Origin of the sequence: Corynebacterium sp. HMSC063G05 (assembly GCF_001810555.1) — a bacterium.
Lineage (GTDB): Bacteria > Actinomycetota > Actinomycetes > Mycobacteriales > Mycobacteriaceae > Corynebacterium > Corynebacterium jeikeium_D.
The window spans coordinates 1-17,773 of record NZ_KV801833.1 but is presented as its reverse complement, the minus strand read 5'-3'; the positions used below and the strand labels follow the sequence as shown (position 1 = coordinate 17,773).

At 59.3% G+C, this 17,773-nt stretch carries 17 protein-coding genes and 1 pseudogene; 3 read left to right on the top strand and 15 right to left on the bottom strand.

Translation table 11 applies throughout. From position 1 onward, the window contains the following. Nucleotides 1-270: 270 nt before the first annotated feature. Entirely contained in the window at nt 271-540 is a 270-nt protein-coding gene (gene rpsO, locus HMPREF2751_RS00910; RefSeq protein ID WP_016422594.1) for a 30S ribosomal protein S15, read from the bottom strand. Between the two features lie 141 nt (nt 541-681). Continuing rightward, complete coding sequence (locus HMPREF2751_RS00905) at nt 682-1,677, bottom strand: bifunctional riboflavin kinase/FAD synthetase (RefSeq protein WP_042388641.1); 996 nt, start codon at nt 1,675-1,677, stop codon at nt 682-684. A gap of 64 nt (nt 1,678-1,741) precedes the next feature. On the opposite strand from HMPREF2751_RS00905, the gene truB reads away from it, so the two are divergent. Further along, nucleotides 1,742-2,728 carry a tRNA pseudouridine(55) synthase TruB gene (gene truB, locus HMPREF2751_RS00900; RefSeq protein WP_016422592.1) on the top strand — a complete coding sequence of 329 codons (987 nt, stop codon included), beginning with the start codon at nt 1,742-1,744 and terminating at the stop codon, nt 2,726-2,728. Nucleotides 2,729-2,744: 16 nt separating this feature from the next. Here the strand turns inward: truB and HMPREF2751_RS00895 are convergent, their stop codons facing one another. The 9 genes from HMPREF2751_RS00895 to rimP form a co-directional block, all read right to left on the bottom strand. Continuing rightward, a complete protein-coding gene (locus HMPREF2751_RS00895; protein ID WP_049170823.1) occupies nt 2,745-3,458 on the bottom strand; it encodes a 4'-phosphopantetheinyl transferase family protein in 714 nt (237 codons plus the stop codon). After that, on the bottom strand, nt 3,437-4,813 hold the full coding sequence (locus HMPREF2751_RS00890; RefSeq protein WP_080969546.1) for an MATE family efflux transporter: 1,377 nt from the start codon (nt 4,811-4,813) through the stop codon (nt 3,437-3,439). Before HMPREF2751_RS00890 ends, HMPREF2751_RS00895 begins: the two co-directional genes overlap by 22 nt. A 4-nt stretch (nt 4,814-4,817) precedes the next feature. After that, nucleotides 4,818-5,879, bottom strand: coding sequence for a DHH family phosphoesterase (locus tag HMPREF2751_RS00885; RefSeq protein ID WP_049170820.1), 1,062 nt, complete (start codon nt 5,877-5,879; stop codon nt 4,818-4,820). Nucleotides 5,880-5,921: 42 nt separating this feature from the next. Next, entirely contained in the window at nt 5,922-6,353 is a 432-nt protein-coding gene (rbfA, locus tag HMPREF2751_RS00880) for a 30S ribosome-binding factor RbfA (RefSeq protein ID WP_016422588.1), read from the bottom strand. 361 nt (nt 6,354-6,714) lie between these two features. Next, the gene (locus HMPREF2751_RS00875; protein WP_048733528.1) at nt 6,715-7,443 is read right to left on the bottom strand and encodes a hypothetical protein; all 729 of its coding nucleotides are present in this window, start codon (nt 7,441-7,443) and stop codon (nt 6,715-6,717) included. A 20-nt stretch (nt 7,444-7,463) separates the two neighbouring features. Then, complete coding sequence (gene infB, locus HMPREF2751_RS00870; RefSeq protein ID WP_070595163.1) at nt 7,464-10,172, bottom strand: translation initiation factor IF-2; 2,709 nt, start codon at nt 10,170-10,172, stop codon at nt 7,464-7,466. Nucleotides 10,173-10,301: 129 nt separating this feature from the next. Then, a complete protein-coding gene (locus HMPREF2751_RS00865) occupies nt 10,302-10,694 on the bottom strand; it encodes a YlxR family protein (RefSeq protein WP_016422585.1) in 393 nt (130 codons plus the stop codon). 171 nt (nt 10,695-10,865) lie between these two features. Continuing rightward, nucleotides 10,866-11,852: a transcription termination factor NusA gene (nusA, locus tag HMPREF2751_RS00860; protein ID WP_016422584.1), complete on the bottom strand. Its 987-nt coding sequence runs from the start codon at nt 11,850-11,852 to the stop codon at nt 10,866-10,868. Further along, on the bottom strand, nt 11,849-12,421 hold the full coding sequence (gene rimP / locus HMPREF2751_RS00855; protein ID WP_016422583.1) for a ribosome maturation factor RimP: 573 nt from the start codon (nt 12,419-12,421) through the stop codon (nt 11,849-11,851). Before rimP ends, nusA begins: the two co-directional genes overlap by 4 nt. 101 nt (nt 12,422-12,522) lie before the next feature. On the opposite strand from rimP, the gene HMPREF2751_RS00850 reads away from it, so the two are divergent. Further along, nucleotides 12,523-13,488, top strand: a complete 966-nt coding sequence (locus HMPREF2751_RS00850; RefSeq protein WP_049189652.1) for a DUF4439 domain-containing protein — start codon at nt 12,523-12,525, stop codon at nt 13,486-13,488. Here the strand turns inward: HMPREF2751_RS00850 and HMPREF2751_RS00845 are convergent. After that, complete coding sequence (locus tag HMPREF2751_RS00845) at nt 13,485-15,257, bottom strand: proline--tRNA ligase (RefSeq protein ID WP_016422581.1); 1,773 nt, start codon at nt 15,255-15,257, stop codon at nt 13,485-13,487. The genes HMPREF2751_RS00850 and HMPREF2751_RS00845 overlap by 4 nt on opposite strands. 60 nt (nt 15,258-15,317) lie before the next feature. On the opposite strand from HMPREF2751_RS00845, the gene HMPREF2751_RS00840 reads away from it, so the two are divergent. Further along, a complete protein-coding gene (locus HMPREF2751_RS00840; protein WP_042389272.1) occupies nt 15,318-16,055 on the top strand; it encodes a YaaA family protein in 738 nt (245 codons plus the stop codon). Here the strand turns inward: HMPREF2751_RS00840 and HMPREF2751_RS00835 are convergent. The 3 genes and pseudogenes from HMPREF2751_RS00835 to HMPREF2751_RS00825 all read right to left on the bottom strand — a co-directional run. After that, nucleotides 16,052-16,333 carry a hypothetical protein gene (locus tag HMPREF2751_RS00835; protein WP_016422579.1) on the bottom strand — a complete coding sequence of 94 codons (282 nt, stop codon included), beginning with the start codon at nt 16,331-16,333 and terminating at the stop codon, nt 16,052-16,054. The two genes, HMPREF2751_RS00840 and HMPREF2751_RS00835, sit on opposite strands and share 4 nt — an antisense overlap. Continuing rightward, nucleotides 16,326-17,417, bottom strand: a complete 1,092-nt coding sequence (cobA, locus tag HMPREF2751_RS00830) for a uroporphyrinogen-III C-methyltransferase (RefSeq protein WP_049170808.1) — start codon at nt 17,415-17,417, stop codon at nt 16,326-16,328. The genes HMPREF2751_RS00835 and cobA overlap by 8 nt, the downstream gene beginning before the upstream one ends. A 10-nt stretch (nt 17,418-17,427) precedes the next feature. Further along, nucleotides 17,428-17,773: pseudogene (locus tag HMPREF2751_RS00825) on the bottom strand (cobyrinate a,c-diamide synthase); the annotation flags it as partial.

Below are 17,773 nucleotides of genomic sequence, written 5' to 3'. Positions count from 1 at the left end.
CGAATTACCGTGTCTTATCGATGGTGCCCCGGCACTTATGCGCACGCTTTCGATCAGCCCCTCCACCTGTCGATGAGGTATTCACTTGTGGCCACGCTACAGCGCATCGATGAGTGAATACCACAACGACAAGTGATCAAAAAAAAAGACCCGCCGTGAGCTTCCATCCAATGGAAACCCAAACGGCGAGTCTAAAAAGCTTAAAAGCCTTGAATTAACAGAGCAACTTACACCAATGAAGCTCTGACAAACAGGACCTTAAGGAGAACCTTAGCGACGCAGACCCAGGCGCTCGATCAGCTTACGGTAGCGCTCAACGTCGTTGTCCTGCAGGTACTGCAGCAGGCCCTTGCGGCGACCGACCAGCAGCAGCAGACCACGACGGGAGTGGTGATCGTGCTTGTGGAACTTCAGGTGCTCGGTCAGCTGACGAATACGTGCGGTCAGCAGTGCAACCTGAGCCTCCGGGGAACCGGTGTCGGTCTCGTGCAGGCCGAACTCCTTGAGAATCTCAGCCTTTTCTGCAGTGTTCAAAGCCATGTAAATCTAACTCCTTGAATCAAATTATGGTCGTTTTTTCAGTCCACATTCTCGGCTTTCCCGGAACCAAACAGCGTCTGGCAACTGGTTCCTCGCAACTGCTTGTGGACCGCAGTCACAGCCGACGTTTTACTTTAACAGCTAATCGGTCTTAGCCAAAATGGCTTCGGTGTCTGCCACGTCCTGGTTCATCCGGTCAATGAGCTCCTCGACCGAGTCGAACTTCTCCATGCCGCGAATCCGGTCGACAAACTCAACCTGCCCAGCGGTGCCGTAGAGGTCCGCATGACGGTCAATCACGTAGGCCTCGACCGTTCGATCAGTGTCTCCAAAGGTCACATTAGTGCCCACCGACACGGCCGCTGGGTAGCGCACCCCAAACTCGATATCGCCCTTCGGGTCCGGCTCCGGGCGGGCTGCCGTCGGCTGAACCGTGAACCATGCCGCGTAGACACCATCAGCCGGGATTGCCAGGCCCTCAGCGAAGTCAATATTGGCGGTCGGAAAGCCCAGCTGCGCTCCTCCACGCCCCTGACCTGGAAGAACATCACCATCGACACGGTAGAAGTACCCGAGACACGAGGCGGCTGCGGACACCGCACCGTCGGCAAGCAAACCGCGAATACGTGTCGACGAAACACGTTCGGTCGAGTCCGCGGCAGTGACGTCGAGAAGGTCGACGATGGTGACGTCGACCCCACACTTACAGCCGTGCTCCGGCATAGTCTCGGCGGTACCTGCGGCCTTCTGCCCATAGGTGAAGTTCTGGCCAACGAAGACGGCCTGTGCATTCAGCTTGTCGCGGACAACGGTGCGTACAAAGTCTTCTGCGGGGATGCTGGAGAAGTTCTTGTCGAAAGGCACGACAAGCATGGCATCGATTCCCTCCGCTTCTGCCAGCTCGGCGCGACGGGACACGGTGGACAGTGCCGGCGGCACCTTATCCGGGGCAAACAGCGCTACGGGATTGGGATCGAAAGTCATCAACAGCGACTTCACGCCACGAGCGCGAGCGTCACTGACCGCAGCAGCTATCAGGCGCTTATGCCCAAGATGAATACCATCGAACACTCCGATGGTTACGACCGTGTCCCCCAGGTCTTCGGGTGCATTGTCCAAGCCATACCAAATCTCCACAAAGAGCCAGTGTAACTGGTCACCGTTTAACACACCGCATATAGCGCAACATAGGATTGCGTCTATGACCGACTTCGATCCGATTGCAGACTCCGGCATTGTTATCGTCGACAAGCCCCAAGGCTGGACAAGCCACGATGTAGTGGGCAAACTCCGTCGCATCTTCCGCACCAAGAAGGTCGGCCACTCCGGTACCCTCGACCCAATGGCCACCGGTGTGCTCGTCCTCGGCATCGGCCGCGGCACCCGTTTCCTGCCACATGTCCACGCCGACACGAAGTCCTACCAAGCCACCATTCGACTCGGCGCTGCCACGCTTACCGACGACGCCGAAGGCGAGTTGCTCTCCGAATCCTCGGCGGCATCGGTGACTGATGAAATGGTTCGAGCGGAAATTGCGAAGTTCACCGGCACAATCATGCAAAAACCCGCGGCGGTATCAGCGGTGAAGATTGACGGTGTCCGCGCCTACGAGCGCATCCGCCGTGGTGAGAAGGTCGATATCCCTGCGCGCCCAGTGACGATCACCCGCTATGAGGTTCTGGACATCCGCCACGACTCCGATCCTTCGCGCCCCGGGGAGTGCATCGATATCGACGTGGAGGTCGACTGCTCTGCCGGCACTTTCATCCGCGCCCTAGCTCGTGACTTGGGGGATGCACTGAGAGTCGGTGGTCATCTCACTGCTCTGCGGCGTACTGCCGCCGGCGTTTTCACTATTGATGAGGCGTTGACTATCGACGAGCTCACGGCGAAGGCCGAGCAGTTCGACACCGCCCATCCAGAAATTGCGGAGATGCGACGCCCAGTCCCGGAGCGCGCCGCTTCCTTGCTGCCGATGAGTCTGGACGAGGCCTGCCTGCGTTGCTTTGATACCCGCGAAATTACTGAACAGCAGGCGGCTGATTTGGCTCAGGGCAAGTGGCTGGAGCCGATCGGAAAACCTGGAGTCTATGCGGCGGTGTCACCAACGGGAAAGGTTCCGGCGCTGCTCACAGAATCTGGCAAACGGGCTAAGACGGTCTTCGTGGTGCGCCCGGCCACGCTGTGACTACCTCTCAAGGATTTTAAGACTGCTCGAGCCACACCGCGGTTGCAACGATGCCTGCACCGCGAGCCCAGAAGCCTTTTACTCCGCAGAAGGCGTCGGGAATCTCACGGTGAAACGTTAGCTGTAAAGGTCCGCCTGTGAGTCCTCGGGAAAAACCTCGCGCTGCTATCCGTTTCTTTCGCAGTTGGACGGAGACTTCGTCGAAGTCTAGCCACTGCCCGACTATCGGCTCCCAGAGTTTGTACATTGATTCCTTGGCGCTAAATTGCACCAGCGGGTCAAGGCGTGCTTCGTCAGTGCGCAAGACTGCCTCGATGATTCCTAACTCTAGAGTCTGCTCGACCTCGACATCGATGCCAATCCCCTGCAGCTGTTCAGCGCTCGCGGACACGGCTGCCACGGCCCCGTCGCAATGGCTAATTGACCCCACGACTCCTCGCGGCCACAGCGGCGCTCCGGTGGTCGACATGCCAATCCCATGTGGGGCAGGCTCTCCTAGCCGTTGCACCGCCTCATGCGCAGCGAGGCGCCCTCGGGTGAAATCACGGATTCGAACAGGTGCTGCACTATCAGACAGCCTCAACTCAGCGCTACGGAGCTGCTGCAATTCCGCATCACTAAACGGACGCTCGGCATTGGAGTCAATAACTAGCCGGCTACCGGCGGGCAAATGCCTGGCCAGATACTCCTGGACGTCGGCAAGCACACTCATGCGCTGATGCCGTACCATTTCTCTCCACGGAAACGGGTAGCGACAAAGATTAGTCGCAGAATCATGAAGGCCAAGAGACCGCACCACACGCCGGTCAGCCCCCAGCCAAATGCCTGCGCCAGCCAGACCGGTGGGAGGAATCCGCACAGGACCGCGCTAACGGTGGCGTTACGGAGGAAGGCTGCGTCGCCGGCGCCGAGCAACACGCCATCGAGCGCGAAGACGACACCGCCGATAGGAATCATTGCGACAAGAATCCACCATGGTCCGGCGGTGACTGCGTCAATCACGCCTGTTGCGTCGGTAAAAATGCGGACGATGCTGGCATTACCTACTGCGAAAACAGCCGCTAGGCCGAGGGCAATGACGCTTGACCAGACCGTCACGCGCTTGCCAGTCCAGCGGGCAACGGCCGTGGAGCTACCGCCCAACGCTGCACCGACGAGCGTCTGTGCAGCAATCGCTAGCGAGTCGAGCACCAACGAAATCAGGTTCCACAGTTGCAGCATGACCTGGTGCCCACCGAGCGTGGTCGGCCCAACGCGGCCAGCAACCGCTGCGGCGGAGAGGAACGCTACCTGGAAGGACAAGGAGCGAACGATGAGATCGCGGCCGAGGACCAGCTGGCTTTTGATAATGGCGCCATTCGGGCGCATGGAAAGCTTGCGGCTAGAGCACTCTTTGAAAAGACTGCGGAGGAACAGTCCGCCGGTAATCAATTCGCCGAAGAGAACGGCCAGCGCAGAGCCCTCGAGGCCGAAGGCGCGGACCAGCGGCACAATCACAATGGCGGCCGGAACAAGGCCTGAGAGCACAAATAGCAGCGGCGCGCGGGTGTTTTGGATACCGCGCAACCAACCATTTCCAGCCTGCGCAATCAACGTCAGCGGAATGGCGAAGGCAGCAACTCGCAACCACTGCCCGGCATCATGAGCGACCTCCGGATGAGGAGCTAACCAACCGGTAAATACTGGTGCCAACCCCACGATGATGGCAAAGAGGCTAAGGCCCACAAAGATGGCGACCCACGTCGCTTGCAATCCCTCTTCAACCGCCTCGTCCACGTTGCCCCTGCCAAAGGCTCGCGCTGATCGGGCGGTCGTGCCGTAAGCCAAGAAAGTGAGCTGCGTAGTTACCACGGAAAATACCGTCGAACCAGCGGCAAGCGCCGCAAGCTGGACAGCTCCAAGCCGACCAATGACAGCCGTATCCAGCAGCACATAGAGTGCGGGCGCGGCAAGAACACCCAACGCTGGCAGCGCCAGCGAAACGATTGCGCGAAGGCTGACATCTGACTTCGCACTGTGCCCGGTTCGCTCTATGCCAGTTTGCTCAATCTCAGTGCGCTCCTGAGTTTCTCGCGAGTCCGACAATCCCCTAGGCCTCGCTCGTGCCTCGGCGTGCCTGGGCTGCGACATCGCTGGTGTCCAGGATGGCCTGCAGCAGCTCATCCTTGCTGCACTCCCGAGTCAGACCGGCGGCACGCTCGTGGCCACCGCCGCCAATTTCCAGGGCGACCTGGGAGACATCGACAAGCTCGCGAGAACGCAGCGAGACGGCCCACTGGTTTGGCTCATACTCCTTAAGCACGGCACAGACGTCGGCCGCATTAGTCGTACGCACAATGTCCACGACCGATTCAATCTCATCGTGGCCAACTTCGGCGGTCTGGTCGTGCTCAATGACGACGTGGATTAGGCCAGCGCCGTCGCCCCACTCGGGCACCAATGTCGCGGTGGAAAGCACCTTGCCCAGGAATGGAAGGTAGGCAAACGGATGTTCTTCCAGCAGCTGTGCACCAATCGTGCGCGGATTGAGCCCCTTATCCAGCAGGCGCGCCGCTGCAGTGTGCATGCGGGAATGGCCGAACTGGAACGATGCGGTGTCCGTCAACAGCCCTGCATAGAGAGCATGAGCCATCGGCGTGGTCAGCTTGATACCCCAGACACCAAAGAAGTCCAGGAGCACCATGGTCGAGGACTCTGCGCGTTCGTCAACCATGTTGACGGACCCAAAGCGAGTGTTGGTCGCGTGATGGTCAACATTGATAACGCGGTCGGAGGCCATCACGCGATCTTCCAGCGCACCGAGGCGCCCCGGGCTTGCGCAGTCGACAGTCACCCACGTGTCAATGTCTTCATCCAAGTCCGTGTACTCGACAAATCGCTCCCATCCGGGGATGGTCAACAGCGACTTGGCTGGCAAATCGCTCTCACCGTAGCTGGCTACAGCCGAAATGCCACGCTGTACAAGTGCCATGACCATCGCAGATGCAGCACCAATCGCATCCGCATCGGGGTGAACATGGGCAATGACGCCGACCTTCTTGGCGTCGGCAAGCATATCCTGCATCTGCTGAATCGGCTTGGACATGCGGCGATTAATCGCCTGGGAAAGCTGGTGAGCTGCCTGCTCCTGAGCCTGCGGAGAAGTGGTCACGTGGGTGCCCCTTTCATCGATAGATGTGGCCGGTGGAGAGTTTTACTCCTCGTCGCGGTATGGGTTGGCATCGCCTGCGGGCTTTGCGTTTCTAGCCTGCTCAGCCAATTCCGCGTCGCGCGCGCGAGTCTTATCGAGCAGCTCCTCAAGGTGCGCGGAAATCTCCGGCACCGTGTCAACCTCAAAAGCCAGCGTCGGTGTGTAGCGCACACCGGTGCCACGACCGACCAGGGAACGTAGCTGCCCCTTCGCCTTTTCCAGCGCTGCTGCTGCCGACTCGTAGTCCGGTTCCTCGTCGAGCGTACGTCCGCGCACAGTGTAGAAAACTGTGGCGTCGTGCAAATCGCCGGTGACGCGGCAGTCGGTGATAGTCACAAACTCCAGCCGCCGGTCCTTAATCTCACGCTCAATTGCGCTGGCGACAATCTCCTGAATACGCTTGGACAGCCTGCGCGCGCGTGCTGGATCTGCCATTTTTGGCTACTCCCTATCTATCTCTACCTGTGCGTAACGATTCGTAGCTAGACCCCATTTAGCGTGGGGCCTGAAGTGCCCCTTCGCTGACAAAGACCCATTTGGGATCCGGCAAAACGGTTCAATACAAAGGACTGCTAATACTAACACGCAAAACACTACTCAACTTCGAACCGCATGTTTCGCGACTTCGCCCGCACCCGTTTACCGAGTGCAGTCAATTGCTTCGCCGCACGCTCGCCCTTTGTTATTAACCCATTAATCATCACGACAACACTGCCACCACCATCGATGTCATCGACGGCATGGGGAGTCGCTACTACGGAATTGCGCAGCTGAAACGCAGCCTACCCGTACGCTCTTAACGGCGCTCCACGAAGTTGTACATCGGTAACCCATTAACATGGGAGCAGTCAGGCAGTGAATCCATCACACTATCCTGCAATGGTGTTTCTCCCTCGATGCCGAAAATCCATTTAACCGCAGCATTACCTAGCTCCAGCGGATGGAAAAGGTAACTTACCTCACCATTTTTATCCTTGGGCGCCACACTGCCATGGGTTTGTTCCCATTCAGCCACATCCGTCGGATGTAGTACCTCGACGTGTTCACCGTTAGCGAACGGTACCTCAAAATCCAACAGTCGTCCAGAGCTGAAAAACCGCTGCATGTCAAAATCATAGTCTTCGCAGCTTGCTTCTAATTCCCTGGTAGGAGTCTTATAGTGGCAGAAATCGACAACACTATTGATGCACAGTGACCAACTTTCGCGAGGATCGTTCGCCAACGCTGGGTCCTCAATAAGGTCGTATACGTCGTCGGTCCCGAAAAGCAGCGTTGGCCCAAACGCTACCGCGTGGAAGTACCAATTATGACCATCCTCAATGGTTTCTTCGGAATCAAAGGCGAATTTCCCTGGCCAAATCTTGTCCAATTGCGCAAGAGTCTCCTCTGCGCTCGCAGGAGGATAATTCAAAATATTCGTTCGCGGCAGTTCATCTGAGAGTGCAAAGAGATTAGTTTTGAAGCCCATAACGAACACGATACGCAAAAAGGCGCTCCCCGAAGGGAGCGCCTTATCAAAGTTCACGCAGTGTTTAGCTTACGTTGCTACGTGCGCGGAACCTCGACCATCTCGTAGACCTCGATAACGTCGTCCACCTGGATGTCCGGGTAAGACAGCACCATACCGCACTCGTAACCGGCTGCGACCTCGGTAGCATCGTCCTTCTCTCGCTTCAGCGACTCGATAGTCGCCGAATCCGTAATGACGTTGCCGTCACGAACCAGGCGAGCCTTCGCGTTGCGGCGGACCTTGCCGGACTCGACCATACAGCCGGCGATGAGGCCAACTGCGGAGGACTTGAAGATGGCGCGAATCTCTGCACGACCAATCTCCTTCTCCTCGTAGACCGGCTTGAGCATGCCCTTCAGAGCAGCCTCAACATCCTCGATAGCACGGTAAATCACCGTGTAGTAGCGGATGTCAACGCCCTCAGCGTTGGCAACCTCTGTGGCCTTACCCTCGGAGCGAACGTTGAAGCCGATGATGACGGCGTCAGACGCAGCAGCCAGCGTGACGTTGGTCTGAGTAACAGCACCGACACCACGGTCGATGATGTTCAGTGCGACCTCGTCGTCGACCTCGATCTTGAGCAGGGCTTCTTCCAGTGCCTCGACGGTACCGGCGTTGTCGCCCTTCAGGATCAGGTTGAGGGTGTTGGTCTCCTTCAGGATCTCGTCCAGGTTCTCCAGGGAGACGCGCTTGCGACGACGTGCTTGCAGCGCATTACGACGACGTGCGTCGCGGCGGTCTGCAATCTGGCGGGCCGTACGATCCTCGTCAACAACCAGGAGGTTGTCACCAGCACCCGGTACGGAGGTCAGGCCGAGCACCTGAACCGGACGGGAAGGACCGGCCTCATCGACGTCGTTGCCGTACTCATCGACCATGCGGCGAACACGACCATATGCGTCACCGACAACGATGGAATCACCGACGCGCAACGTACCGCGCTGAACGATAACGGTTGCCACCGGACCACGGCCACGGTCAAGGTGAGCCTCAATGGCGACACCCTGAGCGTCCATATCCGGATTGGCGCGCAGATCCAGCGAAGCATCGGCAGTCAACAGCACTGCTTCGAGAAGCTGATCGATGTTGAGACCTTGCTTAGCGGAGATATCGACGAACATAGTGCCGCCGCCCCACTCTTCGTCAGTGAGACCGTATTCAGTCAGCTGACCACGAATTTTCTGCGGATCTGCAGTTTCTTTATCAATCTTGTTGACTGCAACGACAATCGGCACATCAGCGGCCTTGGCGTGGTTAATAGCCTCAACCGTCTGCGGCATGACGCCGTCATCAGCTGCAACAACCAGAATCGCGATATCGGTCGACTTGGCACCACGAGCACGCATGGCGGTAAACGCCTCGTGACCCGGGGTATCCAAGAAGGTAACCTTGCGCTTCTCACCGTCGAGCTCCACCGGCACCTGGTAGGCACCGATGTGCTGGGTAATACCACCGGACTCGTGGCCACCGACGTTGGCCTTACGAATCGTGTCCAACAGGCGCGTCTTACCGTGGTCGACGTGACCCATCACAGTTACCACTGGCGGGCGCTGCTCCAGGTCCTCATCGTCGCCCTCGTCCTCACCGAACTGGAGGTCGAAGGACTCGAGGAGCTCGCGGTCCTCATCCTCAGGCGAGACGACCTGGACCTTGTAATCCATCTCGTCGCCGAGCAGCTGCAGGGTCTCGTCGGAGACCGATGCAGTTGCCGTCACCATTTCGCCGAGGTTGAACAACGCCTGGACCAGCGATGCTGCATCGGCGTTAATCTTCTCAGCGAAGTCAGACAGGGATGCACCACGTGCGAGGCGAATGGTCGTGCCCTTACCGTTGGGCAGCTTAACGCCGCCTACCACGGATGGTGCCTGCATTGCCTCGTACTCGTTGCGCTTCTGACGCTTCGACTTACGTCCGCGACGCGGGGCGCCTCCTGGTCGCCCGAATGCACCTGCAGTTCCACCGCGACGTCCGCCGCGACCACCGCGCGGTCCGCCACCCGGGCCACCCGGGCCGCGACCACGGCCGCCGAAGCCACCGCCACCGCCACCGCGGCTTGCCTTTGCAGGCATCTGCCCCGGGTTCGGGTGCGAAGGCATCATTGCCGGAGTCGGACGATTGCCGCTCGGCTTATTACCGCGGCCCTGTCCACCCTGCGGGCGAGGGCCACCCTGGCGTGCTCCCGGTTTCGGGCCCGGACGGCCGTTTCCACCCTGCGGGCGAGGGCCACCCTGGCGTGCTCCCGGCTTCGGGCCCGGACGGCCGTTTCCACCCTGCGGACGCGGCATGTTGGACGGCCGCGGTGCCGGACGGGAGGATCCGCCGGTCGAGAATGGGTTGTTCGCCACACGCGGTGCGCGTGCGCCTGGCTTCGGCCCTGGCTTCGGGCCAGCAGGCTTCGGCGGGCGTGGCATTTCTTGTCCCGGCTTCGGCGAACGGGACGGTGCAGCTGGCTTGGCACCCGGCTTTGCCGCCGCTGGTGCAGCAGGCTTAGCGCCTGGTTTTGCAGCTGGCTTGGCACCCGACTTAGCAGCAGCCTTGGTAGTTGGGGCCTGGGCAGACGCGTCAGCACCTGCGCCAGCATTCTTCTCTTCGTAGACCTTCTTCATCTTCCTGACGACGGGTGGTTCCACCGTCGAAGAAGCGGTCTTAACAAACTCGCCCTGAGCCTTCAGCTCGGCGAGTAGTTCTTTGCTGGTGACCCCGAGCTGCTTAGCGAGCTCATGGACACGTAGCTTTCCGGACACTGCTCTCCTCACTAGTGGGGGCCGAGCAGCGCCCGATGGCGGATTTGTCCGCGCACCGAGAGCGCCTGCAGGGCTCCCTCTTATCTATTGCCGTTCATCGCTGATGCTTCATCGTGTGCTCATCAGTGTTCAGGTCTTTCTGTTGTCATTTTTCCTGCCTCCCTGCTTAGCGACACGCACATCGTCAGCGGGGGCGAAACCCTCCGCCGCTTCGTAGTGCGTGGCGATAAACTGTTTAACCGGAAACGCATCTACCTGCGTAGATACCTTCAGTGCGCGGCCAAATGCACGGCGCTTGTCGGCGATCTCCCAAGCCTTTAGTGTTGGGGTGATCCAGGCACCTCGCCCCTGCATCCGACGATGCGGATCAGCAACGACGGCTACTGAGCCATCTGAACGGGTGGTGGCGACAATGCGTAGCAGCTCCGAGCAATTGTGGCGCTGCTTAGTTGCAATACAGGTACGTGTGGGTGCAGGCGTATGAGTTGTCGAATTCGGGTTTAGCACCCGCGAAGTCGTCATACTCCTGACGCACCCACCTTCCTGCTAAGAAATTCAGCGCGAAAATTCGCATAGGAAAATCACGCCTTGTCGTTTGGCCACCTCCCAGCATAACCCGAAAAGGCGGAAAAGTGCCAACCCCCTAGGCACTTTCCCGCCACTTTCGCAACCGCTGGGACGCTGACGTTGTGTCTACTCCGCGTCGGAGTGGATATCGATTCGCCAGCCGGTCAGACGAGCCGCCAGACGGGCATTCTGTCCCTCCTTGCCGATAGCAAGAGAGAGCTGGTAGTCGGGCACCACAACGTGTGCACGGCGCTCGTCCATGTCCAGAATCTTGACACTAACTACCTTGGCGGGCGCCAGCGAGTTACCAACGAACTTCGCCGGATCCTCGTCGTAGTCGATGATGTCAATCTTCTCGCCCTTGAGCTCATTCATAATCGAGTTCACACGCTGACCGCGGGGCCCAATGCAGGCGCCCTTAGCGTTGAGGCCCTTGACCGTGGGGCGTACAGCAACCTTGGTGCGGTGACCGGCCTCGCGCGCAATGGAAATCAATTCCACTGCCCCATCGGCAACTTCCGGAACTTCAAGTTCGAAGAGCTTACGAATGAGCTCCGGATGCGTGCGTGACAGGTGAATCGCAACACCGCGCGGTGTCTTGTTCACACCGACGACGTAGCACTTGATGCGGTCACCGTGCTTGAGTTCCTCACCTGGCAGCTGCTCAGCCGGCATCAGAATACCGTCTCGGCCGTTGGCCTCCGAACCGATGTGGACGACGACAATGCCCTTTTCATTGGCATAGACATCGCGCTGGACCACGCCGGAAATGACCTGATTAGACAGGTCTGCGTATTCGTCGAGAACCTTATCGCTCTCCGCATCCCGCAGACGCGAAAGGATGGTCTGACGAACAGCGAATGCAGCGGTACGCTCGAAGTCCTCCGGAGTGTCGTCCCATTCGGAGATGAGATTGCCCTCGTCGTCTCGCTCCTGGGCAAAGACTATGACGTCACCGGTCTCACGGTCGATTTCGACGCGCGCATACTGTGCCGGTGCGGTGGTGTTACGGTAGCTTTCACGCAATGCTCGGGCGACCAGTCCCAGCATTTCGTCGACAGGAATACCCTTTTCCTTTTCCAAGGTTCGCAGGGCAGCTAGTTCAATCTTCACTTGTTATCCTCCAGCCTGGTCAAGGCATCGTCATAGTCTAGTCCCGCAAAATCCTTCTCGGCTGCGGGCGGATTAGAGAATTCAACTTGTACCACTGCACGGGCCACATTGGTTAATTGGACACGCTGGCCAACAGCCTTCAAACGTCCCTTTGGCCCCTTAGAGGTAACGAGAATGATGGATTCTTCATCCGGCGACAGCGCACCAATGCGGGCTGCAATCGCGGAACCGTCGGCAAGCGAAATCTCCGCAATACGACCACGGTTACGACGCCAGTGCCGAGGCTGGGTCAGCGGTGCGTCAATACCAGGAGTGGAAACTTCCAAGGTGTAGCCCTGAGCGCCGAAGTCCGCTTCACCACGTGCCTCCGCGGCATCCAGAGCCGAAGATACTTCATACGTGGCCTGTTCCAGAACATCGAGGTCAGGACGCTCATCTGCGTCAACTAACACAATGACCTGTGACTTTGCGCCGGCGCGAACGACCTTGACATCTTCCACATCCAGGCCGATTTGTGCGAGCGCCGGGCTCACAAACTGTTCAATTTTCTCGGGTGCGGGTATCGCCATAGTCGTAGAGTCTACAGGTCAAGTACTAGGAATTGCGCACCTGGGCGCTTTCCACATACCGCATTGACACAAAGTGCCGCCCGCCGTGGCACCATAGTGAGGTGATTGTTGAACCTCCCTCCCCCAGTTTTGCTTCCGCATCGCATCGCACTCGTACTCTCTCGCGCCGTGGCTTCCTCGCTGCTGCCCTCGCCGTGGGATCACTTCCTGCGCTTTCCGCGTGCTCGCATCTGGTGGCACCGCGCCCCGATTACGCCATTGAGGTTCTCCATGCGCTGGCGGCGCGCGATGCACAGTCGCTTAGCGACGCCAATCCTGACCTCGCAGCGGTGCGCTCCGCGCAGGTTACCGAACTGGATAAGGAAATCACACGCGCCTGCGGCACCCACAAGGACGGTAAACCTGTCGATGAATGTGGCTCGGACGTAGCAGTCCCAGGATCCCTGGTTACCGGTTCCGACGCGAAGCTACTGCTCACGGACTCGCGAAACAATCCCGTACTGACGAATGCCCTGGATTCACGCACTGCATTGCGGGAGGAGCACACTGCGCGCCTCGCCACGGCTGTCGATGGCGGTATCGTCCTCGCTCTGCGTGTTGCGGGCGCTGAGTGGGAGGAGCTTGTCCCATTGATTCCCAGTGACAGGGATGAAATCTCGGGTGCCGAAGAACAGATGACTAAGGCACTGCAAGCCGAATACATGATGATTTACGGTGTCGGCGTAGCCGCACCACGTGTCGGAGGCGATACCACTACTGCACTTTTGGCCCGTGGCGAGCGCCACCGAATTTTGCGCGATCGTGCCCGACTAATTTTGGAGGATTCCGACGTTGAGGTGCCGGAGAGCGCACCTGGCTATATGCCGGAAGGCGCTCCTTCGCCAGATACGGCACCCGTCGATTACATGATTGCATTGGAGCGCTATTGTGCCCAGGCGTGGGAAGACGTATTGCTCGCTGCTAATAACCCTCGGATGCGTATGTTCGCGCTGCAGGCAGCTGGCGTGGCTGCCGCCGGAGCGGCAGCGCTAGGTGGCAACAACTTGGAGCCGTTGCCCGGGCTCTAAGCCTTGCGAACCAGCTCCGCGACGTGAGCTGCAATGCCGTCAGCGGCGACCTCGTCGGTCTCGTTGGTCAGGCGGTTACGCAGCTCCACCTTGCCGTCCGCGTAGCCACGGCCAAAGATGACCACAAACGGCATACCCAGCAGCTCGGCGTCCTTGAACTTCACACCGGGGCTGACCTTCGGACGGTCGTCGAAAAGCACCTCAATGCCCTGCTGGCTGAGGTCTTCCGCCAGCTGTTCAGCGGCCTCAGCTGCTTCGGCGTTCTTGCCGGCCACAGCGATGTGAACCTTGTACGGTGCCGCGGCAACTGGCCACTTGAGGCCCTTTTCATCCAACTGCTGTTCCGCGAGGACAGCGACCAGGCGGGACACGCCAATGCCGTAGGACCCCATCGTCGGACGAGCACGCTTACCGTTGACATCGAGGATGTCGATTTCAAAGGCGTTGGTGTACTTGCGGCCCAACTGGAAAATGTGACCGATCTCGATTCCGCGCTCGATCTTTAGCGTGCCATGCCCCTCCGGAGCCGGGTCGCCGTCACGCACCTCTGCGACATCGCAAATACCATCAATCTGGAAGTCGCGACCAGCGACCACATCGACGATGTGCTTGCCTTCCTCGTTGGCTCCTGTAATCCAATTTGTGCCCTCCGCCACGCGGGGGTCAGCTAGGACCTTCACACCGCGATCGGCGAGCCCCTGCGGGCCGACGTAGCCCTTGATCAGGAAGTCATTGGCTGCGAAGTCCTTGTCCTCCAGCAAGCGCGCCTCACCCGGTTCAAATGCGACTTCAAGACGCTTTTCATCGACCTCACGGTCACCGGGAACCAGGATTGCGGTGAGCTGTTCCGGCAGGGCGTTGCCCTCCTTATCGACCTTCTTCGGGTCGACGGCGACGAGAACGCACTTCAAAGTATCGGCAGCAGTGACCTCGCGTCCGAGGTCCGCACCATTGGCCCAATCAACAAGTGCTGCGATTGTGGTGCAGTTCGGAGACTCGTAAACCTTCGCCTCCGGTTGTCCCTCAATCGGCTGCGGTTCAACTGCCGGAATCTTCACGGCTTCCACATTGGCGGCGTACTCACCGTCGGTGGAGACTACGAAGGAGTCTTCGCCACTTTCGCTAACAGCCAGGAACTCCTCGGAGGCCGAACCGCCCATAGCGCCGGAGGTGGCGTGGCAGATTTCGTACTTAATGCCCAGCCGGTCAAAAATTCGCTGGTAGGCACCGCGGTGCTGCTGATAAGAATTCTCCAGCCCCTCGTCGTCCATGTCGAAGGAATAAGAGTCCTTCATCACGAACTCGCGGCCACGCAGAATACCAGCGCGCGGGCGAGCCTCGTCGCGGTACTTGGTCTGAATCTGAAACAGCGTCGTCGGGAAATCCTTGTAGGAGCTGAAAAGATCCTTGACAGCCAGCGCGAACATCTCTTCGTGCGTCGGCCCCAGCAGGTAGTCCGCGCCCTTGCGATCCTTCAGACGGAACAGCTCGGGGCCGTATTCGGTCCACCGATTCGTCGCCTCGTACGGTTCACGCGGGAGCAGTGCAGGGAATGCCAGCTCCTGTGCGCCAATGCCTTCCATCTCCTCGCGCACAACCTTCTCTACGTTGCGCAGAACCTTCAAGCCCAGTGGCAGCCAGGAGTACACACCAGGGGCAGTTCGCCGGATGTAGCCGGCACGGACGAGCAGCTTGTGGCTAGGGACCTCGGCGTCAGCTGGATCCTCGCGCAGTGTGCGCAGGAACAGCTGGGACATTCGCGTAATCATGAATGCTGATTTTACCCGTCGATCATTCTTCGCAACATGCGGGGCATTACTATGGTGCCCATGCTCGTAGTCCTACCCCCCTCTGAAACCAAAGCCACTGGTGGCAGCCATCCCGCAGTAGACTTTTCCTCGCTGAGCTTCGGCTCCCTCAACCCCATCCGCGAGCGCATTGCAGCCGATCTCGTGGCGCTAAGTGCGAACAGGGAAGCCGCGATGGAAACACTGAAGCTGGGGCCACGGCTTGCTGACGAAGTCACAGCTAATGCCGCGCTCCTAGAGTCGCCGACCATGCCGGCTCTCGAGCGTTATACCGGGGTGCTCTACGACGCACTCTCCCCCAGCGATTTGCCGGAAACCGGCCGTGCTCGACTCGCCATCGGGTCAGCGCTCTTCGGTGTCATTGGCGGGGACGACCTCATCCCCCACTACCGTCTCTCTGGTACGGTCAAGCTCCCCTTCGCGGATCAGCCTGCCGACGCGGCTCCCACAATGAAGCGCCGTTGGGGTACCGCCATCACCGAGGCTCTCAATGATGTCGACTTCCTCATCGACCTTCGTTCCGGCACCTACGCCAATTTGGGCAAAGTCAAGAGCGCGACAACGATGACCGTGCTCACCGCCGAGGGCAAAATCGTCAGCCACTTCAACAAGCACTACAAGGGCCTATTTGCCCGCGCCATCGCCCTTTCCGACACGACACCGACCTCCCCCACAGAGGCCGTCGACATCGCACGCGCCGCAGGATACGACGTCTCGCTTGACGACGACACCCTCATCTTCCGCGTCCCGGAAAACTAAATGTCGTCGTTGTAGCGCTTTCGGCCTGCCACAATGGCGGCAATCAGAGCGATAATAGCGATGAAAATGCTGTCGTATCGCGATCCTTCTCCGCCGAGGAGAAGGAGTCGGAAGATGATCATGGTTCCGAGGTAGAACACCAGGAAGGTCGCAGCGCCCATCCAGATGGCGCTACGCAGCTGATCGTCGGCAAGCAGTCGGGTAACAAGCCCTGCCTTTTGCTGCTCTGGCTCACGCTTCCTCGACTTGTTGTTGCTCAACTTGTTGTTCTTACTCATCGCCCTCATCCAGACCGGCGACTTCACCGATGACGATAACCGCGGGCGGCTTGATTGCCTCTTCGACCATTTTCTCGCCAAGCTCGCCGAGTGTGCAGCGTAGCGACCTCTGATTCGGCAGCGTGCCGTCCTGGATGACCGCAGCCGGAGTCTTCGGGCTGCGGCCGGCCTTCATCAGAGCCTCGGCAATCTTTGGCCCGTTCTTAACTCCCATAATGATGGCAATAGTGCCGTGCATCCGGCCCAGCGCATCCCAATTGACCAGCGATTTCCTGTGCCCCGGTGGGACGTGACCGGACACAACAGTGAATTCATGGTTGACGCCACGCATAGTAACTGGGATGCCAATCGTCCCCGGTACCGCCAGTGCTGAAGTAATACCCGGCACAACGCGAACCGGTACCCCAGCCTTCTGCAGCTCCTGAAGCTCTTCAAAACCGCGGCCGAAGATGTACGGATCGCCACCCTTGAGCCGGACCACAAAGTAGCCCTCACGGGCACGATGAACTAGCAGTTCATTGATGCGCTCCTGAGCCATGGCGCGGCCGTAAGGAAGCTTGCCGGCATCAATAATCTCGACATCCGGCTCCAAGTCACCGAGCAGCGACAGTGGACCGAGGTGGTCTGCAACGACAACGTCGGCAAGCCGGAGCAAGCGACGCCCCTCAACGGTAATCAGACCGGGGTCGCCCGGGCCACCGCCTACGAGTGCGACCTGACCAGCGAGGTCCCCAGCGCGCGACGCGCGACGGCCGGTCAGCGCCACAGGAGTAAGCGGGCTGGAAGCCCCGGTTTCATCGTCGACGAGAATACCTCGGCGGTGTCCCTCTAGAGTCACCTCACGCAACAACGCCTCGTCACAGCAGACCATGAGAGCCTTGCCCCAGCTCATCGCCTCGGTAAAACCGGTGCGGGTCAAAGTAATACGGCCGTCTGCAGCCCAGGCCTCAATCGCAGTTGTTACTTCCCCACCTTCACACACAGTGACATCAGCGCCAGAGTCCAACAGCCGAGGAATCACGCGCTCTGCAGCCGTGGAACCGCCAATCACCAACACACCGTAGTCTTTGAGAAGCAAACTCATAGCTAACACTTTACCCGGCGCACGAAGCGACAAAGCGACTGACGTTCCCCGGCGCACCCGCCGGATGAACATGCAGGTAACCGGCATGAATCCGCCCAGACTCGGAAACGAAGCCGTCGCGAACTGTTTCGCCTTGATATCCACGCCAACCCCAGGCTGGTTGCCACCCGGCCGCAGCAGCGACACTTGCGGTGTCATCGGTGAGGGCTGTCTTGTGGAACTCGTGACCGCGCACGCGCGTTCCTACCGGGCACAGCACAGAATCAGTCAGCGCCACAGCCTCCCGGTACCCCAGCTTCAACCGTGCCATGTGCGCTCGCCCCGGGATGATGCCACACATACGGCGCCCACCGAGA